Origin of the sequence: Levilactobacillus tongjiangensis (assembly GCF_003946345.1) — a bacterium.
Classification (GTDB): Bacteria; Bacillota; Bacilli; order Lactobacillales; family Lactobacillaceae; genus Levilactobacillus; species Levilactobacillus tongjiangensis.
This window is the reverse complement of record NZ_RHNY01000007.1, coordinates 133,375-158,939: the sequence shown is the minus strand read 5'-3', so window position 1 is coordinate 158,939 and position 25,565 is coordinate 133,375. Positions and strand designations below refer to the sequence as shown.

Below are 25,565 nucleotides of genomic sequence, written 5' to 3'. Positions count from 1 at the left end.
CGACCATTAAAAATACATCATCAACAGACTGCCATTGAAAGATTCCGGGCTTGTTCGGATTAAACTTGTAATTTGCCCTTGCATACAAATAGAGCGTGGAAAATAAAAGGTAATGGTGGAAAATTACATAACTTAAATTCACATCGTTTTTTTATTGATCATCAATGTGCCTCGTGTGGATGGTCATTTGAAGATATTCCTGATAGATCATCTATCAAAACATTAGATGATTATAAAGTATTTTGGCATAAACAGATAAAAGAAAAACATTGGAAAAAGAAATGGAATAATCAAGGTGTTCATCAACTATTTGATAATATTAAAAAAGGTGATTTTCTTTGGACAAGAGATTCAGGAGAGTATTTTGTCGCAGAGATTACAGATGATCCTAAAAATCTATTTTACTTTGATACTAGCCTTGAAGCTACTGATAATGATTGTTCTGCACAACTAAAAAATATCGAATGGGTTAAAGTAGGAAAAGAAGACAGTGTACCTGGATCCGTTTCGTTTTATCCCGGTTTTGGATCTTTAGTTCGCATAGATAGCCATGAAGAAACAATTAATCAAGCATGCCCTTATACACCAACTAGCCTTTTTTCAGCTCTTTGCTTAAAACCATCACAGAACTTGATGAAGAAACACAAAATTACCAATAAAATGGAGTTTTTTCACTTAATCGGCTATGCCGCTGCAGAAGACTTGGTTGCCCTGTGGCTTTATGATCGTTTTGGATATGTTACTATTCCGTCAACTAACAAAATCAGTACCGAAAAATATGAATTTGCATTGGTAGATACTTCTATTGATGATAGTGGAAAATATATAAATCATAAAAAAATATATATACAAGTTAAAAACGGTAACGTTAATTTAAACACTAATGACTATAGTTCATTACTTTTAGAAAATGAAGAAATATGGCTAATTTCTACGCTGGGGACAATTGACAACAAAAAATCATCAAGCCGCATAGAACGTTTGTTCAGAAAAAGCTCAAATATATCGATTGAAAAATACGATATAAATGAATTGTTAAACTTCGTTTTTGACAAAAATAAACAAAAAATTTTGCCAACCAGCATAACTCAGTGGATCCCTTTATTTCTATAGAAAACTAATTTTCTAAAAGTCATTATCCTATCCCCGTTATATTTATTCAATCCCCTATATTTAGTAGATACTTATGGATAATAAACACTTAACAAAACAAAAAGCCACCCACCTCCTAAGAGATGAGTGGCCCTTTTCATACTTATAGTAAACGCAACTTGGGTTCACTAACTGCCATTTTATTGTTTAACTTGATTCCAAGAGAGCACTCTAGTTCATCAAATGGTAATTTTAATTCTGAAAGTAAATCAGCTTCTGACATGATGCCGTTATCAACAATCATTCTGAACACCTTTTGGAAAAGTGTAGGTTCTTCCACCTTCAACATATCATCAAGAGGCTCAACTCTTCTCCACTTATTCCATGAGATTCTTTTGTTTAGATAGAGTTTCTGATCGTCATTGATTAAATGAAGTTGATACGTCTTATACACCATAGACTGTATTGATGTCTTCCAATACTTTTTCATCTTTACATAATATTCCAACGAGGTTGAAAGCAAACTTTCGGTAAATGCCTCATCTGGCATCAAAAAAGTTGATGCAAAAAGATTAGCTTGTCGTTCAATCGTATTTTTTAACTGCTGGGTAGTAAAATCATGTATGCTTTCAACTCCTGCATGCAAGACCAAGTGTCCCAGCTCGTGAGCCACATTAAATCTTCGTCTAACCGATGATTCACCATTATCGGTTAGCATGATGAAAGGCCTACCCCCAATCACTTCAGAGACAGCATCCAGTTTATCATTGGTCATGTTTGTTTTTACAACGATGATTCCGTGCACTTCTGCAGTTCTAATCACATCATCGACCGGTGTGCTAGTTCCTAATCCCCAACGCTCACGTATTTGCATTGCCATCGATTTTACAATTTCATCAGTCATTTCCCTCACATTCATATCTAGAGGCTCAGGTATATCAACTTTAGGAAAATTAACATAGCGACTTAACACCGAATAAATATCATTTTGAAATGATAGACGAACACTTTGCATATCACGCGCCCGTTTTGTCGCAGCACTTTGACTACGGAAAAAAGTCGCTCCATGTAAATTGCTGGCCTGCCCAGATGAAAAATAGCTTTTTGGAAAATTAAGATTAGATATAAGCTTCACTAGATAGTTCCCACTTGGAATCGTTTTACCCAACTCATAATTGGAAATCATTTGTCTTGATATTCCTGTTTCCTTCGCTAAAACTGTCATAGTTTTTCCACGAGCAATCCGAGCCCGTCTTAGCTGAACTGGATTAAACCGAGTATTCTCCATTTTTTCCATCCTCCAATAGTTTCTTGGACATAGATGTGAGGCTAAGGTCTAATTTATCAGCTGCTTTAGTCTGCTCTGCACTAGAAATAACCATTGGAGCATGCAATATGCTAACTTGACCAATCCATTTTCCAGTGTCTACATCCGGCAAACCAAGCTCGATGTAATCCAGTCCATAGTCTCTCCCACCATATGTTAACAAAAGAAAGGTCGGTGCATTAATGTCAACTTGACTATTTAATGGATCATTAGGATCATCGAAAAGACTAATTTGTTGATTCATAAGTCCAAGCTTCTGCCGATATAATGCTTTGCGCGGGATAGCTTTTGGACCTCGCGTTTTCACTGGGCTTATAACTGCTCCCTTTACTTTAAGAGAGAGATAGGTATGCCCGTTAGAATATTTACTAGAAGTACCACTTAGGATATCTCCATCGATTAAGCCTTCTCTTACTGCCCACTTCATACTATAGTCAACGAAGCTATGACGTAAATACCCATATGAGTTTCTAAAATCGTTCTCTTTCAGAACCGGGTTACCACTAATGAACTCATTAAATGCCTTTGAGGCGTGCTTAATTGTCATCGACATAACGCCGGATAACTTTGGATCACATTGGCTTTTCAATAGGCCTTCAAGTTGATACATATTGCTTTCCTCCTTTACCTCACACATGCTATGTTAATAGTTTGCCATTTTATTAAAAAAATGTCAACATCAAAAAAAGCGCCCACCCCGTTAGGAGTGAGCGCCTTCGTGTGTTACTTGATAAAACTGTTAATCTTCTTGTTTCCACTGATATAGTATCCGTTAGCCAGTTGGATTCGAGTTGTGTCCCCGTACTTGACGATCTTAGCAACATCAAACTCAGTCCCAGCTGGTTGCCAGTCGACAACATGCTTAAGGGCCTTATCCTTGTACCGGTGAGTACCGCGTACAGACTTTACTCGTTTGACACCGCCATCAACAGAATAGTATAAGCGATTAACGTTGGCTTGGTTAGACGTGATGTAATAGCCGTTTGCCAACTGGAACCGGGTAATTTTGCCGTAGTTAATCACTTTGGCGATCGCAAATACTGTGCTGGCCGGGAAGTTGTCTACTTTGTGCTTGAAGGCAACGTCCTTGTAGCGATTAATCGGCGTCCGGGCGTAGATCATCTTAGGATTGTACCGGTAGTAGATGGCCTTCTTCGGCTTAGCTGCCTTAGTGGCTGTCCCATAGTAGTAGTTTGAGTACATCTGGGACACATCGAACGTCCCATAGCAACCTGGGAAGTGCATGCTTGACGTCCATTGCCAGCCATTATATCCGGTATAAAGCTTAAACCCGGACGGGTTATAAGGATAGTTAGCCACCCAACCACCACGGCCAGAGTTGTTTAAAGGTACCGAATTAATCCAACTACCCATCGTATAGACGTCCGTTTTGGGATAGCCCATGCGATGAACTTCGTTAATCCAAGCTTTAACGATTTTAGAGTTCTGATTCCAACCAGAGTTGGTGGTTTCAAAATCAAGTACGATCACACTGTTCTTGCCCAATCCTGCCTTAAACGCACTTCGGGCTGCCATCTGAGCTTCGGACTTAGCCCCAGCTACCGTCGTAAATCGGGCAAAGTGATAACCGTTGACGTGTAGACCAGCAGTAATCGCGTTACGAATGCTTGGCTTGGCCGTTTGGTCAGTGAAGTACGTGCCCTCGGATAGCTTAGCTATCATGGCTTTGACGCCATACTTCTTCATCGAACGCCAATTGGCAACGGTCATGATTCCATTGTTATTGGACGTATCCACAACATCATAATGCGGCATTACTTTGCATCTCCCTCCGTAGTGGCCGTCTTTTCGGGTACATCTAAGGGTGCTGGTTCAGCGGGCACTGTCGCAGCTTGCTTGTCCAGTTGTGCTTGCTTATCAGCGAACGCTTGCTCTGTGTCCGCCAGAGCGGCATTGTATTCGGCCTGTTTTGCTTGGGCTTTCGTATCTGTTGTTGTCATCGACTGATATGCCTTTTCAATGGCTGCTGAAATAATTGCCGGTGCCAGACTGTCATGACCAAATGCTTTCATTTGGCCTGTTACATCAGCAATCGCCTGCTCACGCTTTTCTTCCCCTGGCATTTCATAATTAGTAGCCGCTTTGTTAACAGCGCTGAACGCCAATGTGTCTAACATGCCTAACACTTCGCGCTGAGTAGCGGACTTATTCGCCGCAATCTTGGTCTTCAATGCCGGATTGATCCGGGTAAACCAGCCAACCAGGGCAAAAATTAAGACACCTAAGATACCGGTGTCATTGAGCAATTTAATAATCTTCGTAAATTCATTCATGCTTTTTCCTCCTAGGATTTTAACTGACTCTTGAGCTCTGCATTTTCAATTCGTAGCTGTTCGTTTTCCATAATGAGTTCATGATTTCTTTTTTCGGCTTCATCAGTTCGCGTCTTCATCTCCATGTACAGTCCTTGCCATTCTTCACGATTAGACTTCTTCCGTGATATTCGATTGGTGTACCATGCCGCAATCATACCGGCTACAACTGACATGATTAGATATATCTGATGCAAATATCTCTCAGTCAAACTGAATCCGAGCGGCGGGCAATAATCATAATGACAATGGTCAGTGCGGCATTACTGATCCACGGCATTCCGCTCCCCATAACCATTGAATGCAAGAACTGATAAAATGACAAGGTCGCCATGGCAAACGTGGCCACAGTTAAAATGATGTGATCCATCCTAACCGACCGCTTAGGGTCCAAGACCCAGATTGCCATAACCACACCAATCACCACATACATCATGCCTACGGCATCATCATTCGCAATTTCAGCGACTACTGGTGGCCAAGTAAAATAATGATCACTAACCACCAAAAATAGGCCAATACCAATCATAGTAAAAGCAATCACGGTATGCAGCGGATTATCTCGAATTGGATGATACATATAAATTCCTTCTTCCATCAAAAAAGCGCCTAGGCGGTTGTGGTATCCGTCGTCGGTGCCGTGTAATCCTTACCTGTCAGCTCCTTGTACTGTTCTGGTGTGATGCACCAGTTGACCATGTAGCTAATGTCTAGGCCCCATGAAGCATACAACTTAGCATCTTCAATGTTTGGTGCTGAAAATGGATTGTTTCCCATGATAACTCCTCCTATTCTGCCTTAGTTGCAAGCTGTTTCTGAACAGCTACTATTTGTTGCGAAAGACTACCGAATTGCTTTTGAAATTGCTCTTGCGTAGTGACAAACTGTTGCTGAGCTTCTACTTGAGCCTTTGTGGCACTTCCCAATGCTGTTTGCAAGCCTTCGATGGTTTTATCCCGCTTTTCGGCTTGTTCACCCTGCTGGTCAATCAATCCTTGCAGGTAGTCAATATCCAAATTGGGTAAGTTACCCGGAGCTGTTACCTCTTGGGAGTCGTCACCCTTGAATGCATACATCCACCAGTATCGCGTGAAGTATTGAACCAAGGTAGTAGGGATATTCACCGCTCGTAAGCCATCTGCTGGCTCAAGTACGGGCGCAGTGTCCTTGTCTGGAAATTGGTTATCTGAATCTGGTTTTACATAATAGATTGGCATTTATTTTTCTCCTAACTTGTTTTAACAACTTTTAAAACTATTGGACTACTTGTAATTCCGGTGCTTGACGAACTAATTATTGAACACAATGGAATGGAAATTGGCCTGTTTTGATTAAGAACAGTGTATAAATGCAATGCGGTTCCTGGAAAATAAGCTGAAAGCCCTTGAGCTGACACACTCATATCGTTTATAAAACCCATTAATGACCCTTCTGAAGCAACTCCAGTTGCCTTATAACCATCCGGCATTGGGACAATATAGTCGTCATTTCCATTATACTGTTGGGATCGATTGTAAAAATAAATAGTTCCGGCAAGGCTGGCTGTTCCATCCTGATTGTCCCTAAAGAGGTAGCTCCCTTGGAATGCCGGGTTAGTTATTTCACGCCAAGCGCTGTCTTCAATGCTTTTCAAATCGTCGCTGGTAGCGACTGATTTACCTCCGTTCACAGTGAGCTTGGTGAAGTCAGTAGGTGTAGAAACAACCCCAGTGTTAGGGTTGCGGGCAACCACGTTAGCGGCGTTAGCGGGTGTGTAATCCAACTTATCTTGCTTAGCATTAACTTCTTCTATACCCGCTACATCACTGGCAGGTTTACGCATATCTGAAACATTAACTTTTGTACTCAATCCATTGTTTAAATCGGTGGCCACATCTTTCGTCGTGGCATACGCGTTCCCCTTGCCGTCCGTGGCGCCCCCTGCGAGCGTCTGCGACTTGGCGAAGGTATTGGCCGCATCGGTGGTTGCGATGTTCTGGGGCAGCTTGCTGGCAAAGTCGTCGTCGGTGACAAATTTGGCGTCGACTTCCGCCTTCGTGTAGTAGTTTTTCATGGTACTCTCAAATACTTGCTGAGTCACCATATTAGCAGGATCAACCACTACAACGACGTTAGAAGCCCTACCCACAGTGGTATTAATTCCAAAACCCAGATAGGAACCATCAGCATCTTTGTGGACAAAGACAGGATCCTGTAGCACGGTGACTCCATACAAGACTTCTGTGCCATCGTCATCCTTGGCATATAAGGCCGCGGACCGCATCTGATAGTCAGCCTTTGACTCGGCCTGATTCACATCAACTTGTACGTAAACCGTGGTCGTGTTAATTACTTGGACTGCCATAACCTTCCCGTCTTGTTGAATATTAGATAATTCCGTTAGCTTAGCTAAAGCGTCGTCCGTATCGCTAAAGTGGTCGTCCGTACTAATGGCGGCCCGTGTAAACTGCATCTTTGTTTCATCAGCGCGGACCCGCGTTTCTAACGCAAAACCCGCATCAGTCATAATGGTTCTCGAACTGTCCACCATTTTATCCCTCCTTTAATTGCGGCACACTCATCGTCGATTCGATAACCTGTGTCGTCTGAAATTGCATTGCGTAGTAAAGCGTGGACTTAACCGTCTTCTGGAATCCGATTCCAGCTACCCGCGTGGGGGCTGCGACTGATGACCTAATTTGATCCAGAAGTAAGGCCTCCTTCTCCTGCGAGTCAATATAGATTGCTGGGACATTCAATACCTCAATGGCCATCGGTTCACCAGTTACGTTCCAAAGAGGGCGTACCCAAAATTCGTGTGGGTCCGCAGAGAGGATTACCGAGACGACATCATAAATCTGGTTGATGGTCCCATCGGTATGACGTCGCGCAAGACGTGCGTAAATCATTCGCCGATAGAAGTCGTCATCCATCTGTCCTCGATAAACTCCAATGAGGTTACCTATTCTGTCTAGGAATCCGCCCTCAGCAGTGTCTAGTGACCGCATTTTCAACAGCATATCCAATCGCTTCTCACCAGCACCTATCGGCTGTTCGACCAACTGCATCATCTTCCAATTGTTCGACCCAGTAGACCGATCAAAAGATGGCGGTAAGCCCTTAATTGTTGGATCAATTTGCATTAGTTACCACCTCGATATTGCCCGGAGCATAAGTTGCTGACTCAAAGGTCTCTAGCTGGATATCGGACGCTGCTAAAGTATCAGTTGTGCGCCCAATCTTGATCTCCGCATCAGTCACGCCGACCACTCCATAAACCAAAGTGTAGAGATAAGTAAAACGCACCTTATCTCCCATCGTTAGAGAGTTAAGATACGTTTTGATGTTGGCTTTAATTTGGTCAATTCCATCTGTCTCAAATAAGGTACTATCAGTATCAAGCGTGACCGTCATAAAGATTGGCACGCCTGTTGGACGGTCAAAGTGAATCTCTTGCGGGTGCCCGCCACGGTCCAGCACCTTGCAAACCGTTGACCCTACTGTCTGAGTCCCACCAGCAAGAGTATCGCTAATAGCTTGAGCTACATCACCATCGATGCCACCTGCAACATAGACGTGAATTGATTTTGGTGGGTCACTATTTTTGTCAACTTCATTGGTATCATTGACGTTGACCTCCACTTGATCGACTCCGGCCACGTTAGCCACTGATGATCTGATTCCGTCACGAGTAGCCCCCGAAAGTGATTCTTCGAAGACTTTTACCCGGTCCTTAAAAGTCTCATCATCCTCGGTAGTCATACCACCAGTCGCTGCCACCGGATTAGTGACCGAAGTAATCTCTTCAACTGGCATGGTTTGCTTAGTAATCGTACCTGCTGCGACATTCGCATCAGCTGACTCATCCATCGAGACAGCAATGCCGGAACCATTGCCATCGGCATCCAAAATAACTGCATCTTCAAGTATGAAGGTTTGTCCATCTTCCGTTTCAAACATCTCATCAGCATCGATCACTGTTCCTGCTTTTCCGGTAAAAGATAAAGACACGTAAGCTGGTTGTGATTTATTTCGGGTTAGTCCTAATAAGGCAACAACCTTGTCTAAGGTAATCCCTGTTGCGGTATCGAAAAACCACGAGTCCCAAACGTTCCCGATAGTTTGTTCGTAATTAGCCATTCGGTGAGCCACGATACGGATAAAACTACCTAAGATAGACTTTTCAGACGTCCCGATATTAGAACCCATCAGACTACCAGCAAGCTCAAATAGGTCAATTTGAATTGCATCCTCTGGCTCCGCTACATAACCTTGCGGCGTTAGTCCGTACTCAGCATCAGTTTCCGCCATCAATCGTCACCTCCTGTTCTATTTCCTCTTGATCATCTTCAATACCTGTTTGGTTCATATCAACGGTCATTTTCAAATTTACTGACAAAATTCGCGTTTTATGGTCCAAATTAAAAGTGGTATCTGTGATGGCTACCACTCGGGGTTCCTGCTCCAAAATTGCATCCTCAAAATCAGCTTGGGCAAAGGCTTCATTAAAGTCTTCACCGATAAGATTTTCATAGTCCATTCCCAAATCGGGTTCTAGTGGTGCGTCCCCCAGCTGATTACTGATGATGGTGCGAATTCCTTGAGCCAACTCCTCTTTACCAGTAACCGTCTGCATTTCACCATTTTCGATGACTAAATCGCCGTTCTCATCTTGTTTTAAATCTCGTAATTCCATTAAAACACCGCCTCGATAAAAGCATCATTCAGACTATGCAGACGATCCGAAGCGTTTGAGATATCTCCAGTATCGCCTACATCGGCTTCTGAAACGTCACGATCAAAGAAGCCCACACTTACGCTGACATCCTTTTTCACATCGTCTCGAGCATGCTTAGGAATTCGTACACTCAGAATCATCCCTCGCTTATCGCCATCAGGCGCAAGGTCTTGTGGTTGTACGGTACAGGTATGATCCGATTCTACCGAAACTACTCGGCAAAGTAGGTGGACATGTGTCTCACGCTTTACCTTTCGTGCGAAGAAACGAAAAAACTTTAATTCCGGTCTTTTATTGGCCATTACTTTAGCACCCCCGTTGTTAGGAAGGACGACCCATCATAAGCGTGCTCACCGTTATCGACGACCATCGTACGATTAAGATTTCGACTCTTAACCTTGATCACCGCATCAGTCGTTATTCGATGCTGCAGTAGACAACTAAAACTCCAAGATTCACCATCGTCATCTTCACTGTAGGCAGGCTCATCAGTGAGTCCGGTTTCGTTTGAGAGTAAGAACTCAGCAGGCTTGGTTGCCGTGCTATTTTTCTTGGCCCCTCCGGCCTTCTTCAGCGCCCTCTCCGCCTTGGTCAACAACTTCTTAGCATTAATCCAATCATCCTTAGCGTCCTTAACTTCTTTGGTACGCTTGGCATAGGATTCAACAGCATTCTTGTGAGATTTCAAGCTGCCAACATCACTAATCCGCTGCTGCCAGTGTTTGATAGATTTCTGGGCCGCGGCCTTGCCACTCTTGGTTTTAGCCTTGGCCAATCGTCCCTGAGCCGCTGTCAGATTCTTCTTGTAAAGTTCCCGGTCCTTAGAGATTGTTGCTGTTGTAGACGACCGATACTTGGCTGCCGTCCCCTGCTGTTTCAACTTGGTCAGATAGCGGTTATGAGCCGACCGGACTGCAGTACGTCGTGTCCGTACAATCTTTTGCAGATCACTGGCACTGGTGTCATAAACCACGCAGTATTTTCCACGCACAATCCGGAGAACCGACCCACACTTCTTAGCAATAGATTCAATCAGTTCTAACGGCTGACCATCAGCTGTATAGCCCTTTTTAAATTTCTTCGGAATTTGCAGCTTGATGGATTTCAACGGAATACCTGACTTTTTGGCAATCGTCTTGATAACTTGTTCAGCATCCGATTGTTTCTTAAAGGTGATTGAAACATCTTTCTTTTTTGAGTAGTCGGCGCCCTGGATGAAGGTAAAGCTGAACTGCGAGTCAACACCGGACCATAGCAGAGGCGGAATTTTGTTGATGTTACCCTCCGTCAGAACTCCAACATCACCTTTATATCCTGCGTAAAGTGTGACGTGCTCTCCTTTTTTAAAAAGAGCCCGTGTCTTCTTAGACAGGTTCATGATGGTCACTGTCGCAACATCTGGTGTGGGCTCACTAGAAAATGGCACACTAAACTGAATTTCCAGCAAATGATTCAGCCGGTTTAGATTTTCAAGCGTCACTTTTTCCTTACCTGTATCCAGCACCAACTTGACTCGCCGATCCACTTGATACTTAGCCGCCATCATCATCACCTCCATCTTCGCCAATTCCAACATAGTCATCGCTACTAAGATCATCTGTTGGGTCAACATCATCGATCATCAAGAACACTGTCCGCCCAAAAGTCTCAGCATTGACGGCTGTGGATTGTCCGGACTCATCCATTGGTACCAAGTCAACCGCTGGCAGTCGGTCATCATTGACATAGGCCCATAGTCGATGATTGAGTACCAATTTCTCTCCCAAAATGATTGGGTTGAGGTCCTCGTCGTATAAATCGACCGTAAAAAAATCACCAACAGCGTTGTAGGAAACTCCAAAGTTGAAGGTGACATCTGCTAATTCAATTTCAAAAATCTCTGGGAGATCATCAACATTTATCGGAATATAGTCACGTTGCGACATCACCACTCACCTCACTTAACTCTAACCCGAACACCAATAGGTATCTTGCGATCCGGATACTTGTTCCACTTACGCAACATCGCAATCGATGTTCCAAAGCTTTGATGGAACCCCCAGTAAGTATCACCGGCCTTAGTCTTGCGATAAGTGCCCTTAGTCTGAGCAGACTTGGTACTACCAGTAGGTTTCTTGTTGCCATTACTTTTTTTACCCTTCTTTTTAATTCGGGAAGTCTTAGCAAAATGTACAAACTTGAGGCTCATTGTTGCCTCAATAGTAGAGGTGTACTTTTCGCCATGACGGGTTAAGTCCTCAATCTGAAGATGTTTGTAATAGACAACAGCACCTTTAAAAACAACTTGGGTACCGTCGAATCGCCACTTATTCAACTTGGACCAAACCTTATTAGCCTTAGCCATCGTATCTTCTTGAATCAAGATTGAAAGGGTGATTGTCTTACTTGTTGGCCTTGAATGATCGGTGATAGGTTCGCCCTTTTCAATTGCATACTGAGTTACTTCTGAAGCAGAATCATCATCCTCAGTCTTGGCATGAATCCCGATTCGTTGAGACATCTTATTTTTTCCGTACTCGTGCATGTATGCACCAAAAAACTCGGAAGTCCCATCCCGAGTTCGCTTGTATACAGGTTTTACCATTATGCTCCTCCTAACAGGTCTTGTAGCTGTTCAAAGCTTTCACCCATCGCTTCCTTAACCCACTTCATAACTTGTTGCTTCGTGACATTTCCACTGGCGTCACCAGTGATATTGACATTGATCGTTGGGTGAAAATCAATCTTGGGTTTACTGCTGTGTCGTGAATTTGAAGGAATGGATTGGTTTGCAATCTGCTTCGATTTCTCGTGTGGATAAATGGTCCCAGCTGAGTCTGGCTTGAAGAGTTCTGGCCCCTTCTCACCAACAATTGACCACTCACCAACCTTCGGACGACCACCCTTGGCATACCAACCATGTACTTTTCTGAATGCTAATGCCTTATCAATGCCTCCGTATCGGCCATTAACGTAGCTCTTCATCCACTTCAATTGAGTAATTGGATTGGTCTTCCAATCAGACCCCGCAGATGCCATCTTTGAACCAGGTAGGGCTTGAGGAATACCGTAGGCAGAACTGCTTGGATTATGGATTGTCGGGTTCCATCCAGACTCTGGTGTAATAATTGAGTTGTAAGCAGCAAATTGGCTTGCCGGAATGCCAGCCTGTTCTAACCAATGTTTATGGCTCCCAGAAGGAGCCGCACTTGTTCCACCTGATCCTGAGTCATCATCGACGTGCAAACGTTTAGAAATCCAAGCCAACGCTGACTTGCCAATCTCTTGCTTGAAGAGCTTTTCAACGCCAGTATCCTTAGACTTACTCTTCTCCACACCAGAGCTCTTGCCATGCATCTTGGTGACATCGTACCAGCCACTAGTAGACAGCATGTTCTTCTTCAGCGGATTTCCTTTAGTAACACCGATATGAACGTGAGAACCAGAGCCTGTACCGACCAGCTTTCCTAGCGTCGCAATACGCTGTCCCGTTTTTATCGTGTCATCAACGCCAACTTTAATATTACCCATGCCACCGAATTCCTGATAAATTTCTTGAAAGCCATCATCACTTTTAACAATGATGACCTTACCTAAGTCAGGAATTCCAACGCCACCAATTCTCGAAACAGTTCCACCATGAATGGCTCTGATAGCTGATCCCAATGGTCCACTGAAATCAACACCATCATGAGCGGCACCAGCACCATAGTACTGGGCACGAGAGGTTCCAAACCCATCCTCCTTAGTGAGACCAGGTGAGTGGGCCCAGTTGCCACCAGCTCCACTGCCACCATTAATTGCATCACTGATGACGTTCCAACCAGCCTTGTACCAATTAGGACCGACAGAATCCGTTGCCCCCTTGGCCGTAGTGGTCAAACCACGTTGCAGGTCGGACCCTTTAGGCCTAATCGTCTTGTCATCAAAGTCACGTTTCCAAGCAGCATCTGGGTTCTTATGATTCTTAGAAGCCAGACTAATCAGCTTATCATCAGACGCACCAGTACCTTTCTTGAAGTGTGGCAAGTATGGTTTGGCCTTCTCAACCTGTGATCCGTTGAAGACTTCATCACCCTTTTTCAGGGGCGTAATGACATCCTTACCAATAGGCTTCAAAAGTTGACTGCCACGGGCCACTAGTTCTTGTCGAGGGCCACTTGTTGCGTCGTTAAGGACAGCCAATTGATCACTAGCGATTGGGCCCTTAGACCCAGTTGCATAGTGAATTGGCTTCAAAACAGACTTGTTCCCACCAAACTGTGCCAGTGTGGTATCGATGCTTCTGATACCAGAATTCATCGATGAAATTGCACCGGCCATCCCGTCATGGGCTTGACCTTTTAACTTGCCAAAAATGGACCCAAAATCGCTAACCAGGTCCGTTGTGACGCTGTTAAACTGCTTGTGCATCGACTTCAGTGAGGTGACTGTATCATCTTTGACGTCGTTAAACTTCTTGACCGCCCGCTTATGCAGTTTAGCGGTCTCAGATTCCGCATCAGTGCGAGTATCATGCCACAATGAGGCGTTTTTCTTGTTGAGATGTTTCAACGACGAAGAAGACTTCTTATACATGTCACCATAGTTCTTAGTGACTGATTTCGACATCTTTTTGGATTCCGAAATTGAGTTCTTAGAGGTCTTCTTGCTCAGCCCTGGCATAGCGGCCCCACTACCAGCTGCAAAGCTAGTTAACTGGATCGTGCCAGCAGCAAAGTTAGGGAGTCGTTTCCCAAAGGAACCTCGTGCCATCTTGGTAACATCTGCGTGGTTGTAGATACGATCACCTGACCGTACCTGTAGAAGTTGCGCACCCTTAGCACCTACAACGCTGAACTGTTTCCCGCGTTGTAAGACCTCGGAGCCATTTTCCCCAACCATTGCCATACCGCTCTTACGGATTGATCCACCAACAGCTTTTCCAGGGAGTCCCTGATTGACTGTAATCCCGCTGCCCATATAAGTTTTCCCAGCTGCCTTGGCTAACTTGTTTCCGGGATTGTAGTTATTCTTGATGGACTTCGTATCAGATACTGGCTTTTGGTGTTTAGAGCCGGTTGCAGAAGAGTTTTGATTAAGCATAGTTTCAAGATTATTGGACATAACGCCCATAATCCCGTTGATACCACCTGCGGCATCAGCGGCTGCTTGAACTACGGCATCGCGTTGCTTTTCTGCCCAGTGAACCGTTTTCTTGTACTGATCATGTGCCGCGCTAGTGGTCTTGTCGTACTGAGCCTGAGCGTATCCCTTGATTCGCTTATACTCAGCAGACTTTACACCATAAAGCTGCTTAGCTGACTTTAGAGTCTGATCGTAACGGGCCTTTGCTGAAGAAACTTGCGCAGTGTAAGTCTTCTTGGCATTGGATTTCGTCAGACTATAAGATTTGGCCGACTGACTGACCACCGAGTTGTATTGCTTCGTTGTTAGCTTAGATGTCCGAGAGTTTAGGTTTCTTAGTAAGGACTGCTGCTTCTGATTTCCTTTATCGGTTAGCTTGAGAATATCTGCATTCAGCTTCCGAACCAGTGCAACCCTATTCTTACCACCGGTACGCTCATCACGCTCAATTGCAGTGTAGTCGGCTTTTACAGCTGCTAAGTGTTTCTGATTGTAGGATTTCTGCGAACTAAGTGCTTTTTGAGCAGAGCTGACACTAGTTGCACCAATTTTCTCTAAAAAGCTTGCGGCTTTAGTAGACTTAGAGGTCGATTTATCAACATATCCCGACAATTCAGAGTATGCCTTATTGTACTTAGCACTATTAGACGTAAGTAGTGAAGACTCGTCCGCCTTAATCTTTTTGGTCTGTTTCAAGGAAAAATCAGCTGCTGCATTTGCCCAGTTCTTGTTTGCTGAGCTGACTAGACTAGTTGCTGTTTGGGTTGCACTTCGAGCATCTTTAGGCAAAGAGCTGAAGGGATTATCCTTCTTAGAAGATTTGGAAGACTTGTGTGAACCACCAGACTTTCCAGAAGAAACATCTTTTCCGGTCAAAAAGTTCCAAGCTGACCCAACCTTGTTGCCAATCCATTCGTCCGTGCCAATACCGCCAAGGAATTGCTTCTTGGTATCCTTGCTAATTCCACGACCTTTAGCGGCCTCGGACATGCCCTTAGACTGTCCAGCAATAGCCTTAGGTATGTTATGCGCAATAACACTAATACCAGCGGTTAATAAACTGCCTTTAACGAAACTACCAACGAGACTCTTACCCTTAGATAGCAGTCCGCTACCGGCAGGAGCTCCAGTTGTAGCGGCACTAGCAGCACTTTCAGATTCTGCCAATGCTGTCGAAGACGCAGCTAATGCATCCTGAGATACAGCTAAGCCTTTGATAAGTTTGGCCGTCTTGATGGCCGCACTACCTAGTGTCGTGATGACACTAACGACTTTTGCTGCCGGTGCTAATGCAGCTACTGAAATAGCAGTCCAAGTCAGCATAGTCTTTTGTGACTTATCGAGTTTGCCGAACTTCTCCAGCAAGCCCCCCATACCGATTGCCAGTTTAGTAATCGACGGGAGTACCGTTTGTGCAAAAGTGATAGCTAAACCCGATGCTGCCTGTTTGAACTTGTTAATCTGGTTTTGAGCAGACCGCATGTTTTTGGCCGACAGCTTGCCGGTATAGTCATTCTTAGCTGACTCCTTGACCTTCTCGTTTAACTTGCCAAGCTGATCAGCATTTTCAGCTAAGATGGCTCCAGCTTGTTGCCCTGTTGCCCCAAACAGATTATGAAATACGGAAGCTTTTTCCGTTGCTCCTAGCTTGGCACTATGCTTTTGAATTAGGCTAAAAGTGTCAGCCATAGACTTCATATCACCATTTTTCTTGGTAAAGTCCTTAGTGGACAAGCCAAGTTCGGCCATGGCCTTTTGAGCCGTCTTAGATGGTGATTGAAGACTAGTCAAAGTCTTACGTAATCCAGTACCAGCCTTATCCGCTTCTCAATTTGTTATCGTGAAGGCTCTTTATCCCCCACTTCTCATGATTTCCCATGAGTTCAGACTATATTTCCACCTGCAGCCGTGCTGTTTAGGTGCTCCGCCTTCGTGGATATTTCTCCATGCAAAAAGTCTCACCAAGTTGGTGAGACTCGTTTAGGTTAATCTATCTAGTCGTTACGCCTTCCTAAGGTTTCCCATTAGGCTTGGTTCGGGATTAACATATAGTAATGTTCATCAAGGTATTTTTTTACTAACGCTTTAATTTGCTTAAAAGAATAGCCTTTACTCTTGCAAGGTATAGCAACCAACTTAATTCGATGGGTTTTACAGTAATCTGCCTTTATTTTATCCCTTGTTTTATTAAGATCTAGCAGTGCTTCATCACCGCCAAAACCTACTGAATAATGTTGCAGCCCCTGAAATTCAATAGCACAATAAATATTATTTTCAGAACCTAATAACACAAAATCAAAAGGCAAGGGTAAGATGTAACGACAATCATCAAATTTATATTGTGATAGGTATTTAAAATGGTACTTTTTCAAATACTCTTCTACCGCACGTTCACCCCTGGAGCGCTTGCAATACGGGCACCGTTGAGACTGGCTCAAAAAATTATCTGGAGCCATATTAAATGTAGTTCCACAAACATTATGTCGTATTGCAATAGGCTCATGTGTATTCACGTACATACCTACAACTGAATACTCGTTACCAACCAACTTTTTCACATCTGATTTAAAATCATCAGTACTCTTTTTGGCTTTTCCAGAACACTTTGGACACCCAAAACCCATTGAATAAACAACAAATGGCTCTGTTGGCCATACATGCCCACAAACTTTACACTTCATTTTAGTTGGGATTTTTGATCCTTTGTATTCCCCAATCATTGAAATATTTCCATCAGAAGCATTTTGTATTCTCGTTCGAGCCATCTCAGGTGTGAGGTTAACGTGATGACGACAATTTTTACCTACTCGATGTTGAAATAAAATTCCAGGTCTACATTTCCACTCTAGACCACAAATTCGACATCTAATGAGTACTGGTGTTTCCTTGTTAATGTACTTACCCAAAAGTTCATACTGGTTATCCTGAATTTCATCTATTCTATTTTGCGCTTCTACTTGCGTTAATCTTCTTGGCATATGTCAAGAATACCATAAAATCATTATTACTTAGTCTTCCCCGAGTTAACGGAGTTTAATTACGCTGCCATTTCTAGCAGCGAGGCCAGTTTCCAAAGCCCATTATTGGATAAAATACCGATTGCGCTGGAAGTTTCGGACAGGCTTAATCCAGCTTGCTTAGCACTGACACCAGAATAACTAAGAGCGATCCCCATCGAATGGAAGTCCGTAGCCGTCAAATCGGCGGCATATGCCATCTCATTGGTGACCTTTTTAGTGTTTCGGATCATGCCAGAAGTTGAATTTGCCCGCATCCCAAAGGACTCTAAGGCTGCTGTTGAATCATGCACAACGTCTGAGAAACTGTCCCCGGAAGCTACAGATGCCTTTAGCATGGACTTCATAGAACCAAGAGACTGCTCAGAGGTGTAACCACGCTTGGTTAGCTCTTGGTAGCCCTCGGCGATTGACTTTTGGGACTTACCATATTGGATCGAGTACTTGGCACCATCGGCCTGCATTTGCTTAGTGGCGCGTAGTGAGGCGCGTACGTCTTCACCACCGGTTGTTAACAGGTTGTTGGTCACCTTATATTCATGTTGCAGCTCAATGGCCTTCTTGGCCCCGTAGACGAACGCAGCCCCCACACCTAAGCTAAGTGCCTTAGTCTTGTCGTAGACACGGTTAGCGGATTCAGAGACTGACTTCATGGACTTCTGGGCCCGATTGAACCCATTAAGCTCATTGGATGTTTTAGCTATCTGCAGGCCCAAGTCATTAACATGCTTTCTCTGCGCCTGATAAGCCTCCGTTGTTGCTCCATTAGCTGCTTTAATCCGCTGAAGTTGGGTTACCTCTTTACCGTACTGAGTCTGTAAGCTCGCGTATGTGCCGCGGAGTGACCGAATATGGTCACTATTGGCCGCATGTGCATGGCCCTGCGCCTTCAAGGTCTCGGTATACGAAGCATCGGCCTTCTGGCTAAGTTCTAACGACTTTCGCGAAGACTTAAGCTCATTTTCGTATTCCTTTACCTGCTCTTTAAGCTTGGCCCTATCTTGTGCAGACTCTCGATCCTGTCGTCCAGAATTACGTTGGGCCTCAGTATAAGACTTGGTAGCTGATGTAGACTCTCGCTGGGCCGCTGCTGAAGCTCGCTGACTGGCTGAGAAACTGGCACTTGCTGTCGTTGCCGACTTCGTTGCTGTTTCTAGCGTTTTGACGCTACCTTCCGCAGACCGTAGCCCACTATCATCCACTTTCCAATCGATATCGATTGTCGTATGCTTGATTGCCATGCTTTTTCACCTCACTATTCTTCGGGATTCAATCCTTGCATCAACTCAAACTTTTTATCAGTTTGATAGTTAAACATTTCTAGTTCATCAAAGGTCGCCAACTCAACCTCTTCACGCGTAGCAATCCCCATCTCAACCGGCCACTCATACTGCCGATTATTCCGATAGGCAAGCTCCAATTGCATTCCTTTTCGATTACTTTTGCAACCATTTGCCAAGAAACTGATCAGCTTTTTCCATGACCTCACCATAGCCGTCATGTTCATCCCAGTAATCCCAATTCGTCTTGGGGTCCACGATTACCGTATTCATCAAGCTTTCATTGTATGTGGTGTTATCAATGACTCCATTTCCCATGCGTGCAAAGTCAACGATGTTGTGTGCCTTCTTTAAGCCAGGGAAAAATAACGTGTAGTCTTTGGGGCCATCGTAATCATCAACCGTGATGGTTTCGGTCTTACCCATCCGCTTAAGTGGCATCCGTTCTACTTCGTCACGTTTCTGCCGTGCCTTCGCAACATCATTAGTCGCCTTAGTGTCTTGTGATACAGTTTTCTTTGCTTCAGTCATTTGTAATCATCCTTTACAATAAATTTTTGGTACAAAAAGCGCTCAGGGAGTCGAACCCTAAGCGCTCGCGATTATTCGTTCATTTCATCGTTGTAGTCAATGCACAAGATTACCCATGCTTTAACGCCGGTCTTGGTCCCCGCACCAAACGATGGCACCTTTTGGATCTTGGCCTGATTCGAGTAAACCCGTTCGTGTGGCGTCGTAACACTCAATGTAAATTCTTTATGGGCATTAGCGAGAGCCATCAACTTAAGGTTCGCTGGTGAGCCAGCAGACAGGTTAATCGTGATAGTTCCATGAATGTCATTGTTTGTACTAAAAACACCCCAGCCTTGAGCATCAACATCATAATCTTCGGTGTTGTTTGCACGTTCACCGGAGACCATGTCTCCGGGTTGATATCCGTACATGGGTTCACTATCAGTAATGACCTTGACATCAGTTGCATCGTAATTCCATTTAGTCATTATTTATCACCCCTTTAGTATGGAAAATCGAGAGTCCCGCCGACCTTCATGCCATGCACAGCATCGGCAGGCGTATAAGACCAGTGAATCCCGTTGTATTGACGGTTCTTGATGTCCTCAACAGACAGGTCGGCATACTTATCAGCCGTAACTGAATAGTCAGCTGCCTTAGTCGTGGCATCGTAGGCAATGATGCCGTTGGCATAGGCCGTAGAGAGAACCTTCTCAACAACTGCTTGGAGTTGAGCAAATCCAAGATCATCGAAAGTGATCTTATCTTGCGTGTTCAACAAATCTTGAAGAGATGATTCAATGTTGACCTTGACCCAATCACTGCCATGCAAAACATCGATCCAGTCTCCGGAAGCTGTCCATCCGTTAGAGCTAACGGCCTTTTTCCCCTTGACTACATAGCAAATACCATGAGCCGCCTCAATTGCTGCATACTCGGGATAAGATAAGTCGTCAGCTTCAACGCCCACTAAATCGCCCTTACCTTTCCACGTCACAGAGCCGACCGTCTGGTTAGCTACTCGACCTAAAAAGGCCACTGGAAAGTTATCCGTCGTGGCCTTATGAATGAGGTTAATGGTCCGCTTATTGGTGTAAGCCTTCGCTGCGTCTGGCGTGGTGAACTCCGCAACTAAGAACTTAAAGTTCTGTTCTTCGATGTAGTTGCTCAGTTCCAACTGATCTGCGTCATTGTCACCGATAACAACGGCGAAATGCCAGACACTAAAGAAGTAAGCAGCAGCGGCCGCAGAAATCCCACCAGTCGTTGACTTCGTGTTAGCATCAGTCGTGGACGCTGTGTAGGTGATCACTTCAATCGTTGTTCCTGCATTTGGCTGTGCGTAGTATGCTGATGCCGCCTTATAGATGTCAGTGCCTTCCGCGTAGTCAGCTGCTAAGGCATCCAAGCTTGAGTACACTTGGTCCTTTTGGGTATCACCCTTAATAAAAAGTCCCGGAACCCCTAAACCAACAGGGATTACCGGGTGGTTGACATCGATCGTAACAGTGATGTCACCAATCTTCGTAGCTACAGTCATTTAGCTACCTCCTTAATTTGTATTGTCTAAGTTAATCTTATCGATGGTTGGAATATCTTCATGGAAGCCATCCACTACACGAAGGTGTAAATCAAACCCAACGCGCCGTTCATAATTGACGGACTGAAAAACGCTTCGGTTGTCGAAAGAATCAACATCGGCAATGACGATATCGTGATCCGTTCGAAGTTTGCGACGCACGTTATCAGATTTGAGATTCTTAAAGAGCTTCATAGCGAGGTCTTGAGCCTTAATGCTGTTGTCACTACAGCAAGTCATTGAGACCGTCAAATCGAACATCTCGCCGTTATTCATTTGCTCCATGTCCTTGATGTAAGGCGTAGTGATCTTATAAGTGAAGAAAGGATAAGCCCGCTGTGGGCCAGAGAAGTCCTGCTCAACTAAGTCACATTCCACTAGTTCTTTGACCTCGTCAATCAAAACATCAGCCAGCGCTCCATACTCAAAAGAACCGTCAGTCATGGTTACTTGCCCCCTTCAAGTCGTACTCGTGCACGTCAGAGTAATCCGTATAATCCCGCTCGTGGTCAACAACGTATTTTCGACCGGTCCGCTTATTTTCAACAACTGTTCCCTTAGGGGCCTCCATCGTTGAATACCAAACAGCATCGTAAGATTGCGTCTCTCCACCCGCGTTATGCTGAACCTCCATGCTGTACAGTGATGTCTTGGATGGCACCACCAGTGGCTCACTGACCTCAACTGGTGGCGTCTCAGAGTCCTTAACCCAAGTTCCATGCTCTAAGTGACCACCCTCGCCATTGGCAGGTAGATACACTAGCAGCGGGATTCCAAATTCCACTAGCATGTCGGCAAACTCTTCATACATCAGACGTTCACCACCTTATATCTCACAGCATCAATAAGATGACCTGTATCTTCCAGTGGTGAGCTAGAACCTTTACGAGCAATAGTTATGGGAGAATTGGCAGGTGATTCAATGGAACGTATTTTTTGCACGATACTCCGTTGAATGCGATTGCCTAAAGATTCCATGATTTTTCTAGCTGTAATACCGCTATCACCCATCCCCAGCTCGATAACTTGATCAATAAGATACTCAACCCAGTCATCAACATTTTCGTCAAAGGTGGATCGAATAAAGGATCGCTCTGGTATATGAACCTTCTTCACCAGATAGAACATTGGAATAAGCCCGCCCTTACCATCACTGACAGCAAGAATATTTTTATCCTTAGGTCGAAAAATGCCATCAATATCCCGGGCCTTAGCTCCCTTGGGCGCATTCTCGGTTGGAATCGTCAACCATTTTCCATTCCTCGGTTCAATATCAGCGCCATACTCGTTGGCGGACGCAATCATTTGCATAAACGACCCGTCCTCACCAAATATTCCAACCTGCAACTGTAGATGACTTAACTCTGCCATCTCCCGTTCGACATCTGGGATTCTGTCAAAATCTTCCATCAAATCACCACAATTCTGAGGGGGCCACCATCACCGAACTGGCTCAACAAATATTTGTACCGGTCGGCCCAAGCGTTGACACCCTTGAAATATTGCTTCTTCAAATCCCCAACTTGCTTCAGAGAAACACGATCATCCTCACGACTGATCAGGCTTGCTGCTAGATAACGGCATGCTTGCTCCTGATACTGTGCGGGGAAGCCGCGGTTCTGAACCTCGGCCCAAGCGTCATCAATCGCGAGTTGAATAGTATCATCGCTTACCTTCGATAAATCCGACCGAATCAATCGAACATTCTGGATGGTGCTCTTATCCGCTTCATCCACTTAGACCACCTCTATTCATCTTCTGGGGTCTTCAATTCAGCAATCCGAGCCTTCAACGTGTCCACCATCTTCTTACGACCGGCACCGCGTTGTTCATCGGCTAACCACTTGGTCAGTGTCTCAACCGATACGGTGTCAGCAATTTCAGGCAGCGCTTGGTCAAGGGTCATGTCAGTAACGCTTTGCACGTCCTTGCCACCTTTACCTTCAACAGCAGATAAGGTGCCCTTTTCAATTAAAAAAGCATTCAACTTGTTCGACTTGATAGCCGCGTTGAATGCTTCGGATTGCTTCTTGGTGAGTTGGTTAGAACCGGGGACCAGTTGCACCCCACCAACGTTGTGAATGAATTTACCCTTATTTTTAACTAACATGGCGTCCTCCTTAGATTCCTGACAGCTTAACGATGGCGTACGGCGTCTTGATTACCAGGCCACCGGTCCGTTCATCATAAGGCACAATCGTGTTAGGATAGTGCGCTTCTTGTGGGAACTGCGTGACGTCACGAGGGAGCAAGAAACCACCGGTTTGTGAAGTGGAATCAAAGATCATCGCACATTCTGAGTTATCCAACCCCTTACCTACCAATGCGGAGGTCGTTTCGATGGAGCTAAACCAGCCAGCGGCATTGATGACTTCCAAAATGGTGCGGGAGTCGTAGTCGCTGTAACGTGAGTTCAAAGATTCATATTGGGCTGGTGCTAAAACTAGCTTCAACCGTGCTTGATTGAACCCTGGAATTACAGTGATTAAGGACTTAGCCTTACGCAAAGTCTCTTGCATCTCTGCCCCAGTCGACTCTGAAAACTTCTTGTCAGCGTTCATTGCCTGAATACCTTCAAGGTTTGTCAGACCGGTGATACCAACCTTTGATTCCCCGTTGAAGATGATGTCATTTTCCTTTTCGGAGATTGCCCGGCGGACCGTTTCAGCTTTATCCGTTTGAAGCGGTTGTCCGGCCATTTGAGCGGCAAATACTTCCTGATACGTGAAGTGAATACCAGCGGCAATAGTGTAGATTGGCTGATAAGCTCGCTTAATGTCTTCGTCGACCATCGGTAAGTCATCGGCCCCGTTGGCAATAACCTTGGCAGCACCGTGCCGAGTCATTAGACTGTATCCGTAGGTCTCTGCCCCTGGATTTACCCCAGGAATGGTTGGAAACAGTGACCGACCAATTAATTCTTCTTGTGGTGCCTTAAGCACCGTCTTTTCCATCGCGATTAAGTCGCGATTTTCAATCATTGCTAATTCTTGTGGCATCTACTGTCGCCTCCTTATGGCAAGTTAATTTGAAGTTGTGCCGTTGAGCCCGCAGTGGCGTCGTCGGCAACAAACTTACCCGCTGTCTTGAACGTCCCCACAATCGTGTCAGCACCTGCAGCCGGCTTGAAGTTCCCAGTCGTCCCGTCAACAGCAGCTGGTTGGCCTTCCGCAACATCGGCCGTGATGGCAACGTTGATGGTCCCCTTACGCAAAACAGGAACCATCTGCTTAGCCTTGTACTTAGACGTTTGTGGTGAATCATCCAAGTTATCGACGTAGTCCTTGGCTACTGCAACGCCATAGAACTTACCATCACTGACGGTCGTAACAGCCCCCGAACTCATTTGAACGGCGGCCCCGGCAGCTACTACTCCTGCAGCAACCGCTGAGTCAACTTCTGTATGCCGAATGTCGGCAATCTTGCCCAACCCAATGTTGGGGTCCATGTACATTTGTGGTCGTGGAATTAATCCCATGAGTTATCCCTCCTTTACTTGTAGGCGTTGGCTCGGTCGCCTTTGAGCTTATCTACCGAGTCAGTTTCGTTTTGATTCCCACCTTGGCCACCCAACGTGTGAGTGAACCCTTTCTTATCTGCCAAGGAAACCGCAGAATCGTAGAATGCATTGATATAGTCGTCAGACTTATCCTTTTCATCAAAGGCATCATTGGTGGTCTTAATGGCAGCCACCTTAACTTCCCGGTCAGTCTTCCCCTTGAAGTCGAAGCTATCACCAACAAAACGGGCCGCACTAGTCTGAAGTGCAAGCCGTGCGTCAATGCGCTTGTCTAAGGCGTCTTGGTCAAGTTGCTTATCTTGAGCATCCTTAAGCTGAGTCTTCAAGGCATCCCGTTCGCCCTTGAGTGAATCGGCTTCCTTCTTAGAACTAGCCGCGGTGTCTTCGGACCCAGCTAATTGTTTTTTCAGCTTTGCCACGAGGGCTTCTGCTGCAACCAGTTGCTTTTTAGTGTCGTTCGCAGCGTCAATAACCCGCTGGTCGGCCTCAAAAGATTGGTTATCAATGATCATTGTTGCCATTTTGGTTCCTCCTTGTATATTAGAATCGTCATCCATAACAAAAGCCGCACTGTCATGAATTGAAATTCCATGACCTGCGCGGCCCCTATCTACGATAGCAATGTGATTTATCTTGATGTTGCGCTGAGCGGCGTCATACTGGGCTCCGCCGTACTCCCCGGATTCTGTAGGAACGTCAGCATTGAAGCCAATCGAAAGTTCCCGCTTACCCGACTTAACCTGAGCAATCATGTCTGGGTCCGTAATGGTTGCCCCAACTACCAGCTTATTGTCTTCAACGTGGGCGTCACTGTCGGTCATCCCTACAGATAATGCCTTGAAGTTCCGCACATCAACACCCACGTTTGGGTGGTCATTAGTCAATGGCTTGTTGTTGGCAGATTCGATGGTCTCCTTAGAAAATACCTCATCCGGAAGCTTTGCCACTTGGGAGACACTTCCACCATTACGCATATACGGGAAGACTCCGGGACGCGTAATCGGAAACTCGCCGTGTAAATAACCTTCAGGCGTTTCAGTATACTTGCCAAGCTCAGCACGATCATAAAATTTCATGCAAT

32 protein-coding genes and 1 pseudogene are annotated in these 25,565 nt (G+C 45.0%); 1 reads left to right on the top strand and 32 read right to left on the bottom strand.

Translation table 11 applies throughout. The features are described 5' to 3' along the window. The first annotated feature begins 78 nt into the window (after window positions 1-78). A complete protein-coding gene (locus tag EKM75_RS06045) occupies window positions 79-1,113 on the top strand; it encodes a hypothetical protein (RefSeq protein ID WP_125692942.1) in 1,035 nt (344 codons plus the stop codon). A gap of 142 nt (window positions 1,114-1,255) precedes the next feature. Here EKM75_RS06045 and EKM75_RS06040 read toward each other — a convergent pair whose 3' ends face one another. The 32 genes and pseudogenes from EKM75_RS06040 to EKM75_RS05895 form a co-directional block, all read right to left on the bottom strand. Next, the gene (locus tag EKM75_RS06040) at window positions 1,256-2,380 is read right to left on the bottom strand and encodes an XRE family transcriptional regulator (RefSeq protein WP_125692940.1); all 1,125 of its coding nucleotides are present in this window, start codon (window positions 2,378-2,380) and stop codon (window positions 1,256-1,258) included. Beyond that, entirely contained in the window at window positions 2,361-3,029 is a 669-nt protein-coding gene (locus tag EKM75_RS06035) for a hypothetical protein (RefSeq protein WP_125692937.1), read from the bottom strand. The genes EKM75_RS06040 and EKM75_RS06035 overlap by 20 nt, the downstream gene beginning before the upstream one ends. Window positions 3,030-3,142: 113 nt before the next feature. After that, on the bottom strand, window positions 3,143-4,195 hold the full coding sequence (locus tag EKM75_RS06030; RefSeq protein ID WP_125692935.1) for a GH25 family lysozyme: 1,053 nt from the start codon (window positions 4,193-4,195) through the stop codon (window positions 3,143-3,145). Further along, window positions 4,195-4,713 (bottom strand): phage holin family protein, encoded by a 519-nt coding sequence (locus EKM75_RS06025; RefSeq protein ID WP_125692933.1) that lies wholly within the window; start codon window positions 4,711-4,713, stop codon window positions 4,195-4,197. Before EKM75_RS06025 ends, EKM75_RS06030 begins: the two co-directional genes overlap by 1 nt. A gap of 11 nt (window positions 4,714-4,724) precedes the next feature. Continuing rightward, window positions 4,725-4,928: a hypothetical protein gene (locus EKM75_RS06020; protein ID WP_087609444.1), complete on the bottom strand. Its 204-nt coding sequence runs from the start codon at window positions 4,926-4,928 to the stop codon at window positions 4,725-4,727. Between the two features lie 32 nt (window positions 4,929-4,960). Then, window positions 4,961-5,350, bottom strand: a complete 390-nt coding sequence (locus EKM75_RS06015) for a hypothetical protein (RefSeq protein ID WP_125692931.1) — start codon at window positions 5,348-5,350, stop codon at window positions 4,961-4,963. An 11-nt stretch (window positions 5,351-5,361) separates the two neighbouring features. Continuing rightward, window positions 5,362-5,529, bottom strand: coding sequence for an XkdX family protein (locus EKM75_RS06010; RefSeq protein ID WP_125692929.1), 168 nt, complete (start codon window positions 5,527-5,529; stop codon window positions 5,362-5,364). Window positions 5,530-5,540: 11 nt separating this feature from the next. Continuing rightward, window positions 5,541-5,969, bottom strand: a complete 429-nt coding sequence (locus EKM75_RS06005; protein ID WP_125692927.1) for a hypothetical protein — start codon at window positions 5,967-5,969, stop codon at window positions 5,541-5,543. An 11-nt stretch (window positions 5,970-5,980) separates the two neighbouring features. Beyond that, entirely contained in the window at window positions 5,981-7,282 is a 1,302-nt protein-coding gene (locus EKM75_RS06000; RefSeq protein WP_125692925.1) for a hypothetical protein, read from the bottom strand. A 1-nt stretch (window position 7,283) separates the two neighbouring features. Next, window positions 7,284-7,874 (bottom strand): hypothetical protein, encoded by a 591-nt coding sequence (locus tag EKM75_RS05995; protein ID WP_125692923.1) that lies wholly within the window; start codon window positions 7,872-7,874, stop codon window positions 7,284-7,286. After that, a complete protein-coding gene (locus tag EKM75_RS05990) occupies window positions 7,864-9,042 on the bottom strand; it encodes a baseplate J/gp47 family protein (protein WP_125692921.1) in 1,179 nt (392 codons plus the stop codon). Before EKM75_RS05990 ends, EKM75_RS05995 begins: the two co-directional genes overlap by 11 nt. Further along, window positions 9,029-9,427, bottom strand: coding sequence for a DUF2634 domain-containing protein (locus EKM75_RS05985; protein ID WP_015474088.1), 399 nt, complete (start codon window positions 9,425-9,427; stop codon window positions 9,029-9,031). The genes EKM75_RS05990 and EKM75_RS05985 overlap by 14 nt, the downstream gene beginning before the upstream one ends. After that, entirely contained in the window at window positions 9,427-9,771 is a 345-nt protein-coding gene (locus EKM75_RS05980) for a hypothetical protein (protein ID WP_125692919.1), read from the bottom strand. The genes EKM75_RS05985 and EKM75_RS05980 overlap by 1 nt, the downstream gene beginning before the upstream one ends. Further along, window positions 9,771-11,027, bottom strand: a complete 1,257-nt coding sequence (locus EKM75_RS05975; RefSeq protein WP_125692917.1) for a hypothetical protein — start codon at window positions 11,025-11,027, stop codon at window positions 9,771-9,773. The genes EKM75_RS05980 and EKM75_RS05975 overlap by 1 nt, the downstream gene beginning before the upstream one ends. Continuing rightward, window positions 11,002-11,394: a phage baseplate plug family protein gene (locus EKM75_RS05970; RefSeq protein WP_164508739.1), complete on the bottom strand. Its 393-nt coding sequence runs from the start codon at window positions 11,392-11,394 to the stop codon at window positions 11,002-11,004. The genes EKM75_RS05975 and EKM75_RS05970 overlap by 26 nt, the downstream gene beginning before the upstream one ends. 11 nt (window positions 11,395-11,405) lie before the next feature. Continuing rightward, a complete protein-coding gene (locus EKM75_RS05965) occupies window positions 11,406-12,053 on the bottom strand; it encodes a LysM peptidoglycan-binding domain-containing protein (protein ID WP_125692913.1) in 648 nt (215 codons plus the stop codon). Continuing rightward, on the bottom strand, window positions 12,053-12,805 hold the full coding sequence (locus tag EKM75_RS13120; protein ID WP_449818785.1) for an aggregation-promoting factor C-terminal-like domain-containing protein: 753 nt from the start codon (window positions 12,803-12,805) through the stop codon (window positions 12,053-12,055). Before EKM75_RS13120 ends, EKM75_RS05965 begins: the two co-directional genes overlap by 1 nt. Window positions 12,806-12,871: 66 nt before the next feature. Continuing rightward, a pseudogene (locus EKM75_RS13115) lies at window positions 12,872-16,390 on the bottom strand (phage tail tape measure protein); the annotation flags it as partial. 209 nt (window positions 16,391-16,599) lie between these two features. Continuing rightward, window positions 16,600-17,553: a hypothetical protein gene (locus EKM75_RS05955; RefSeq protein ID WP_125692909.1), complete on the bottom strand. Its 954-nt coding sequence runs from the start codon at window positions 17,551-17,553 to the stop codon at window positions 16,600-16,602. 59 nt (window positions 17,554-17,612) lie between these two features. Further along, the gene (locus EKM75_RS05950; protein ID WP_125692907.1) at window positions 17,613-18,833 is read right to left on the bottom strand and encodes a phage tail tape measure protein; all 1,221 of its coding nucleotides are present in this window, start codon (window positions 18,831-18,833) and stop codon (window positions 17,613-17,615) included. Window positions 18,834-18,847: 14 nt separating this feature from the next. Further along, complete coding sequence (locus EKM75_RS12730) at window positions 18,848-19,018, bottom strand: hypothetical protein (protein WP_164508738.1); 171 nt, start codon at window positions 19,016-19,018, stop codon at window positions 18,848-18,850. A 10-nt stretch (window positions 19,019-19,028) separates the two neighbouring features. After that, entirely contained in the window at window positions 19,029-19,403 is a 375-nt protein-coding gene (locus tag EKM75_RS05945) for a hypothetical protein (RefSeq protein ID WP_191988795.1), read from the bottom strand. 71 nt (window positions 19,404-19,474) lie between these two features. Then, on the bottom strand, window positions 19,475-19,873 hold the full coding sequence (locus EKM75_RS05940; protein WP_125692905.1) for a hypothetical protein: 399 nt from the start codon (window positions 19,871-19,873) through the stop codon (window positions 19,475-19,477). Window positions 19,874-19,887: 14 nt separating this feature from the next. After that, a complete protein-coding gene (locus EKM75_RS05935) occupies window positions 19,888-20,925 on the bottom strand; it encodes a DUF3383 family protein (protein ID WP_125692903.1) in 1,038 nt (345 codons plus the stop codon). Between the two features lie 12 nt (window positions 20,926-20,937). Next, window positions 20,938-21,408, bottom strand: coding sequence for a phage neck terminator protein (locus EKM75_RS05930; RefSeq protein ID WP_114670528.1), 471 nt, complete (start codon window positions 21,406-21,408; stop codon window positions 20,938-20,940). After that, entirely contained in the window at window positions 21,401-21,775 is a 375-nt protein-coding gene (locus EKM75_RS05925) for a hypothetical protein (RefSeq protein ID WP_042254683.1), read from the bottom strand. Before EKM75_RS05925 ends, EKM75_RS05930 begins: the two co-directional genes overlap by 8 nt. Further along, window positions 21,775-22,374, bottom strand: coding sequence for a hypothetical protein (locus EKM75_RS05920; RefSeq protein ID WP_225426667.1), 600 nt, complete (start codon window positions 22,372-22,374; stop codon window positions 21,775-21,777). Before EKM75_RS05920 ends, EKM75_RS05925 begins: the two co-directional genes overlap by 1 nt. Then, entirely contained in the window at window positions 22,374-22,700 is a 327-nt protein-coding gene (locus EKM75_RS05915; protein ID WP_125692899.1) for a DUF4054 domain-containing protein, read from the bottom strand. The genes EKM75_RS05920 and EKM75_RS05915 overlap by 1 nt, the downstream gene beginning before the upstream one ends. An 11-nt stretch (window positions 22,701-22,711) precedes the next feature. Further along, entirely contained in the window at window positions 22,712-23,074 is a 363-nt protein-coding gene (locus tag EKM75_RS05910) for a hypothetical protein (RefSeq protein WP_015474101.1), read from the bottom strand. Window positions 23,075-23,084: 10 nt separating this feature from the next. Continuing rightward, window positions 23,085-23,963: a DUF2184 domain-containing protein gene (locus EKM75_RS05905; RefSeq protein WP_125692897.1), complete on the bottom strand. Its 879-nt coding sequence runs from the start codon at window positions 23,961-23,963 to the stop codon at window positions 23,085-23,087. A gap of 14 nt (window positions 23,964-23,977) precedes the next feature. Beyond that, window positions 23,978-24,442, bottom strand: coding sequence for a structural cement protein Gp24 (locus EKM75_RS05900; protein WP_125692895.1), 465 nt, complete (start codon window positions 24,440-24,442; stop codon window positions 23,978-23,980). Window positions 24,443-24,456: 14 nt separating this feature from the next. Next, window positions 24,457-25,560: a DUF2213 domain-containing protein gene (locus tag EKM75_RS05895; protein ID WP_125692893.1), complete on the bottom strand. Its 1,104-nt coding sequence runs from the start codon at window positions 25,558-25,560 to the stop codon at window positions 24,457-24,459. Between the last annotated feature and the right edge of the window lie 5 nt (window positions 25,561-25,565).

Excerpts from the sequence above, each read along its gene's own strand:
- EKM75_RS05935 (WP_125692903.1), bottom strand. The coding sequence starts at position 20,925 with ATGACTGTAGCTACGAAGATTGGTGACATCACTGTTACGATCGATGTC.
- EKM75_RS06000 (WP_125692925.1), bottom strand. The coding sequence starts at position 7,282 with ATGGTGGACAGTTCGAGAACCATTATGACTGATGCGGGTTTTGCGTTA.
- EKM75_RS05970 (WP_164508739.1), bottom strand. The coding sequence starts at position 11,394 with ATGTCGCAACGTGACTATATTCCGATAAATGTTGATGATCTCCCAGAG.
- EKM75_RS06005 (WP_125692927.1), bottom strand. The coding sequence starts at position 5,969 with ATGCCAATCTATTATGTAAAACCAGATTCAGATAACCAATTTCCAGAC.
- EKM75_RS05990 (WP_125692921.1), bottom strand. The coding sequence starts at position 9,042 with ATGGCGGAAACTGATGCTGAGTACGGACTAACGCCGCAAGGTTATGTA.
- EKM75_RS06025 (WP_125692933.1), bottom strand. The coding sequence starts at position 4,713 with ATGAATGAATTTACGAAGATTATTAAATTGCTCAATGACACCGGTATC.
- EKM75_RS05965 (WP_125692913.1), bottom strand. The coding sequence starts at position 12,053 with ATGGTAAAACCTGTATACAAGCGAACTCGGGATGGGACTTCCGAGTTT.
- EKM75_RS05950 (WP_125692907.1), bottom strand. The coding sequence starts at position 18,833 with ATGGCAATCAAGCATACGACAATCGATATCGATTGGAAAGTGGATGAT.
- EKM75_RS06015 (WP_125692931.1), bottom strand. The coding sequence starts at position 5,350 with ATGGAAGAAGGAATTTATATGTATCATCCAATTCGAGATAATCCGCTG.
- EKM75_RS05895 (WP_125692893.1), bottom strand. The coding sequence starts at position 25,560 with ATGAAATTTTATGATCGTGCTGAGCTTGGCAAGTATACTGAAACGCCT.
- EKM75_RS06040 (WP_125692940.1), bottom strand. The coding sequence starts at position 2,380 with ATGGAGAATACTCGGTTTAATCCAGTTCAGCTAAGACGGGCTCGGATT.
- EKM75_RS05955 (WP_125692909.1), bottom strand. The coding sequence starts at position 17,553 with ATGCCAAGAAGATTAACGCAAGTAGAAGCGCAAAATAGAATAGATGAA.
- EKM75_RS06010 (WP_125692929.1), bottom strand. The coding sequence starts at position 5,529 with ATGGGAAACAATCCATTTTCAGCACCAAACATTGAAGATGCTAAGTTG.
- EKM75_RS05980 (WP_125692919.1), bottom strand. The coding sequence starts at position 9,771 with ATGGCCAATAAAAGACCGGAATTAAAGTTTTTTCGTTTCTTCGCACGA.
- EKM75_RS05945 (WP_191988795.1), bottom strand. The coding sequence starts at position 19,403 with ATGACTGAAGCAAAGAAAACTGTATCACAAGACACTAAGGCGACTAAT.
- EKM75_RS05975 (WP_125692917.1), bottom strand. The coding sequence starts at position 11,027 with ATGGAGGTGATGATGATGGCGGCTAAGTATCAAGTGGATCGGCGAGTC.
- EKM75_RS05900 (WP_125692895.1), bottom strand. The coding sequence starts at position 24,442 with ATGGGATTAATTCCACGACCACAAATGTACATGGACCCCAACATTGGG.
- EKM75_RS05910 (WP_015474101.1), bottom strand. The coding sequence starts at position 23,074 with ATGTTAGTTAAAAATAAGGGTAAATTCATTCACAACGTTGGTGGGGTG.
- EKM75_RS05905 (WP_125692897.1), bottom strand. The coding sequence starts at position 23,963 with ATGCCACAAGAATTAGCAATGATTGAAAATCGCGACTTAATCGCGATG.
- EKM75_RS05995 (WP_125692923.1), bottom strand. The coding sequence starts at position 7,874 with ATGCAAATTGATCCAACAATTAAGGGCTTACCGCCATCTTTTGATCGG.
- EKM75_RS05940 (WP_125692905.1), bottom strand. The coding sequence starts at position 19,873 with ATGACTAAATGGAATTACGATGCAACTGATGTCAAGGTCATTACTGAT.
- EKM75_RS12730 (WP_164508738.1), bottom strand. The coding sequence starts at position 19,018 with ATGCAATTGGAGCTTGCCTATCGGAATAATCGGCAGTATGAGTGGCCG.
- EKM75_RS05920 (WP_225426667.1), bottom strand. The coding sequence starts at position 22,374 with ATGGAAGATTTTGACAGAATCCCAGATGTCGAACGGGAGATGGCAGAG.
- EKM75_RS06035 (WP_125692937.1), bottom strand. The coding sequence starts at position 3,029 with ATGTATCAACTTGAAGGCCTATTGAAAAGCCAATGTGATCCAAAGTTA.
- EKM75_RS05930 (WP_114670528.1), bottom strand. The coding sequence starts at position 21,408 with ATGACTGACGGTTCTTTTGAGTATGGAGCGCTGGCTGATGTTTTGATT.
- EKM75_RS05925 (WP_042254683.1), bottom strand. The coding sequence starts at position 21,775 with ATGTATGAAGAGTTTGCCGACATGCTAGTGGAATTTGGAATCCCGCTG.
- EKM75_RS13120 (WP_449818785.1), bottom strand. The coding sequence starts at position 12,805 with ATGCATGGCAAGAGCTCTGGTGTGGAGAAGAGTAAGTCTAAGGATACT.
- EKM75_RS06030 (WP_125692935.1), bottom strand. The coding sequence starts at position 4,195 with ATGCCGCATTATGATGTTGTGGATACGTCCAATAACAATGGAATCATG.
- EKM75_RS06020 (WP_087609444.1), bottom strand. The coding sequence starts at position 4,928 with ATGTCAGTTGTAGCCGGTATGATTGCGGCATGGTACACCAATCGAATA.
- EKM75_RS05985 (WP_015474088.1), bottom strand. The coding sequence starts at position 9,427 with ATGGAATTACGAGATTTAAAACAAGATGAGAACGGCGATTTAGTCATC.